This window comes from Streptomyces sp. adm13(2018) (genome assembly GCF_008042145.1).
Classification (GTDB): Bacteria; Actinomycetota; Actinomycetes; order Streptomycetales; family Streptomycetaceae; genus Streptomyces.
Window position 1 is genome coordinate 1 of record NZ_RDBH01000075.1, and the last position, 4352, is coordinate 4352.

A 4352-nucleotide genomic window follows, 5' to 3' on the forward strand; every position below is an offset into this window, starting at 1 on the left:
GACCGGGAGCGGCGCGGGGGGCGAGACCGGGGCGGGGACCGCCGGCGTCGGGCTGACCAGGCGGGGCGCCGGGACGGCCGGGGTCGCGCTGGGGCCCGGCTTCACCCGGACGATCTCGTCGCGGGTGGGCAGCATGCTGTGCTGCTGCTCGTCCCAGGACCAGGCGGTGCGGTATTCGTACCCGGGGATGCCCGCCGAGGCGACCCGCATGATCAGGTCCCGGCCGGCCAGCTCCACGCTGATGACCTGGTCGACGGTGGACATGATGCGGGTGAGGCCGCCGTTCTCGGCGAGGTAGACCCGCACGCCGACCTGCTGGTCGGGCATCCGGATGCCGACGATCAGCTCGTCCCGGCCGTTGCCGGTGAGGTCGCGGTAGTACGGCCGCATCACCGGGCAGGCGGCCGGCGCGGTGCCGCAGGCCCGCACGGCGCGGGCGGTCTCCGCGTACATGCCGTCGGGGCCGCTGTACGTGTCGGGGTGGGCGCGCACCTCGGCGGTCACCACCGCGACTGCGTCGACGGAGTGGACGTCGTTGTCGGGGACCGCGATGCCGGGGACGCGCTCGGTGTCGGACTCGCCGTAGTCGATCGGCGGGTCCGTGGCGGGCGGCAGGTCGGGCCAGAGCCGTACGGGGCCGGCGGCGGCGGGGGTGGCCCCGGCGCTCTCCAGCCCGCCCTCGTTGCGCCCGCAGCCGACGGCGCCGCCGACGAGCGCGAGGGCGCACAGGACACCGGCGGCGAACTGCGTTCCGCGCGGTTTCACACTGCTCCTCGTACGGGTCGATCGGTGGGTGCGGCCGGGGGCGGCCGCACCCACGGGTCCGGGCCCGCTTCCAGTAGACCTTATTCGGACGGAAGTCCTTTTTGTCTACTCGGGGGCCTGAGGGGCCTTGTCCGCTCGTACGTCCCCCGGCGCCGAGCGCCGTCATCGGGCAGGGCGACGGATCCCCGGTCGCGTCCCACCGGGTCGGCGGTCCCACCGGTCACCGCCGCTGTTCGCAGCCCGCCCGCCGGCTCGCTCGTCGGCCGCCCGCCCCGCCCGGGCTAGAAGCCGCCCCGCTCCATCCGTGCGAGGGCCGCCCGGCACACGGTCAGGAGTTTCTCGTCGACGTGGATGTCATGGCTGCCGGAGGCGCCCTCGCGGGCGTTGTGGCGGCGGCGGCGCGTCAGCTCGGTGAGGATCAACAGCTGCGCATCCGACGCGGCCGGACCCATCTCCGCCAGGCACTCGGCCACGTCCACGCGCGCGTGCCGGTTCTCCTCCCAGGCCGCGACCAGCACGGGCAGCGCCGTCGCCGCGTCCCCGGACACCCGCCACAGGGCCGCGGCGCTCCGGACCCGCACCCACAGGTCCCGCGCGGCCAGGCCCGGTCTGAGGGCGACGGCCGTGGAGGCGGCTGCCGGGCCGATCTCGCCGAGGGCCTGGGCGGCGGAGCACCAGTCCGCGCCCGAGACACCGGGCCGGAGCCACCGCTCCAGGGCGGTCAGGACCTCGCCCAGATCACCCTCGGCCGCCCACAGGGCACGCGCGGCCGCCGTGGCGACCGTGGCGGACTCGGCGCCCAGGAGCCTGCGCATGTCCGGGACGGCCTTCCGGGCGGCGGGCCCGAAGGCCGCGAGGGTCCGCAGAGCGGCCTCGCGGACCCAGTCGCGGCGGTTCGCCGGCGCTCCGCGCAGGACCCGCAGCACCTCCGGCACGGCCTGGGAGCCCCGTACCGCCCCGAGGGCGTACAGCAGGGGCGCGGCCCGGTCGTAGAGCCGCTCGTCGAGCTCCACCTCGGCGAGCCGGCGGCGGAGCAGCGGCGCCAGCATGGCGGCCGACGGCCCGAGCCCGTCCATGGCGTACAGCAGCTCGCGCCGCACCTCCCCCTCCTCCAGGGCGCGGGCGAGCAGCGGAACCGCACGGGTGTCCCCGGCGCGGGCCAGCGCGAGGAGGGCGCCGTCGCGCCCGGACCGCCCGACGAAACGGCCGCCCTGGGCACCGCCGCCGCGGGTGCCGCGGTCGCCGGCTCCGCTCCCGCCGGGCCCGGTCGGCGCCGCTCCCGCGGGCCCCACGGCGAGACGGGCGGCGAGCGCGTCGGCGGCCGGCCCGCCCAGTTCGAAGAGCCGCTCCAGGAAGGAGGTCGCGGCCTCCCGCAGCCGTGGCTCGGGGTCGTCGAGCTGGGCGCCGACGAGCCGGACGATCTCCTCGTACCGCCCCCGCCAGACCCGTATCAGCCCGCCGCACAGCCAGATCGCGTCCGACCGCTGCCCCCAGTCGGGGCTCCGCAGCTGCGCCTCGATCAGCGCGATGCGGTCGTCGACCCGGTCGTCGAGCGCGGCGTGCAGGGTCCGGAGCAGTTCCTCCGTCCAGGGCGCGGGACGCCCGGCGGCGTGCTCCTCCAGAAGCTCGCGGACCTGCCCGATGAGGGTCGGCGTCGCGACCCGCTCCCCACCGCCGGCCGGGCCCGAGGTGCGGATCTCCTCGAGAAGCCCCGTCACCCACGGCACGATGTCCTCCGGGATGTCGCCGGGCGCGCAGCGCGCCCGCTGGGCGAGGGCCGCGAGCCGCAGGCCCGGGTCCTGGGCTGCGCGGGCGAGCCAGTCGAGCCAGTCGACGGTCTCGGTGCGCAGCGACGCGTGCCGCAGGGCGATCCGCCCGACGGCGGCGACCAGGGCGAGCCGCACCTCGGTGTCCCGCTCGACGGTGAGCCGCTCCCGCAGCAGGGTCAGCGCCCGCGCGGGCTCGGGGTGCAGCGAGGCGAGCGCGCAGGGGGCGGCGAGCCGCACCTCCGGATCGGGGTCGGAGATCAGCCCGAGGAAGACGTCGGCGCCGGCGGCGATCGCGGCGGCGGCCATCGCGTAGTTGGCTGCGGGGATGAACTCCTCGCCCTCCGCGTCGAGTTCGTCGATCTCCTCGTCGTCGTCGAGCTCGATCCCACCGATGCTGGTGAGCAGTTCGACGATGCAGCCGCGGTCCTCGACGGCCGGGTCGGCGACGAGTTCGAGGAGGAAGGGGATGCAGGCGAGGGTGGAGTCGTAGACGTCGCCCTGGTGGTGCACGGCCCCGTACATGCCGTCGAGGGCCGTCTCCCGCTCGGCGGGGTCGGCGGAGGCGAGTCCGCGGAGCAGCTCCGGCACGTCGTCCGCGGGGCCGTACGCGTGCCCCAGTGAGGCCCAGTCGACCTCCTCGATCCCCGTCAGCATCTGCCAGGCCGCCTTCCCCGTTAGCCCTGTATCAGGCAGCAAGTGTGCACCACCGGAAGGGCGGCAAGGCCTTACCCGCGACACCGGGCCCGGACGGACCCCCCGTTGCGCTCTGTTTGCGCCATGTGCGGTGCGCAGTGGGGCAGTTGCACTCCGTGCCGACCCCGGGGCGACCCGGCGGCGGGCCGTCACGCGTACCGGACGCGCCCGATCTCCCGGACCGGGCGCGCCCTGCCCCGGACCGGAGGCGCTGCGCCCCGCCCGGACTATCCCTCGGAGCGGACGCGGACGAAGGTCGCGTTCTCCTGCCGTTGCCGCACGGCGAGTTGACGGAGTTCGACGGGGAGCGGCGGGTCGATCCACCGCACCGGACCGTGCTCCGGGTCCTGGACGAGCGGCCCGGCGCGGTCCCCCGCCAGGGCGCCCACCTCGCGCGACTGCGCCGGGGTCAGCCGGGGCGAGGTGGAGACCGTACGGCCGTCCGCGAGCCGTACGACCAGGGCGCGGGGCCGGTCGGGCGGCCCGACGAGGCCGAGCAGCACACCGTCGCTGGTCTCCGCGTGCCGGATCTTCCGCCAGGCCCAGGTGGGGCCGGCCCGATAGGGGGAGTCCAGGGACTTCGCGACGATCCCCTCGACCCCGGCGTCCCGCAGGTCGCGGAACCACCCCCGCGCGGTCTCCTCGTCCACGGTGGCCAGCACCCGCTGGAGCTGCGGCCCGGTGTCGCGCAGCGCCGTCCCGAGCAGCGCCCACCGGTCCCGCAGCGGGAGGGCCCGGACGTCCCGCCCCGGGACGGCGAGCAGGTCGAAGGCGATGTACGAGACGGGGACGCCGGCCCGCGCCCGGTCCGCGGGGGAGCGCAGCAGGTCGGTGAAGCTCAGCCGCCCGTCGCGGTAGGCGCACAGCTCGCCGTCGAGGACGATGCCGGGCGGCAGCCGGTCCCGCAGGTGGGCGGCGATCGCGGGGAACTCGGGGGCGAGGTCGCGCCGGGACCGCGACTGGAGCACGACCTTCCCGCCGCCCAGGACGAAGGCGAGGGCGCGGAAGCCGTCGAGCTTGAGCGAGTACTGGATCTCCCGGGGCGGCGCTCCCTGCGCGGGGATCTCGTCGGCGGACCGGGGCCGCATGACGTCGACGGGCGGAGGAAGCACCAGGTCACCGGGC

3 protein-coding genes are annotated in these 4352 nt (G+C 76.5%); all 3 read right to left on the minus strand.

Annotated elements, in window-relative coordinates:
- On the minus strand, positions 1-765 hold a 765-nt coding region (locus tag EAO70_RS06540; RefSeq protein WP_148002063.1), incomplete at its 3' end, for a hypothetical protein.
- A 281-nt stretch (positions 766-1046) separates the two neighbouring features.
- Positions 1047-3188 (minus strand): PBS lyase, encoded by a 2142-nt coding sequence (locus EAO70_RS06545; RefSeq protein ID WP_148002064.1) that lies wholly within the window; start codon positions 3186-3188, stop codon positions 1047-1049.
- Positions 3189-3454: 266 nt separating this feature from the next.
- Positions 3455-4352 (minus strand): DNA ligase (locus tag EAO70_RS06550; RefSeq protein WP_315986214.1); only part of this gene is annotated, 898 nt, incomplete at its 5' end.

Coding starts and splice junctions, on each gene's coding strand:
- EAO70_RS06545 (WP_148002064.1), bottom strand. CDS start 3,188: ATGCTGACGGGGATCGAGGAGGTCGACTGGGCCTCACTGGGGCACGCG.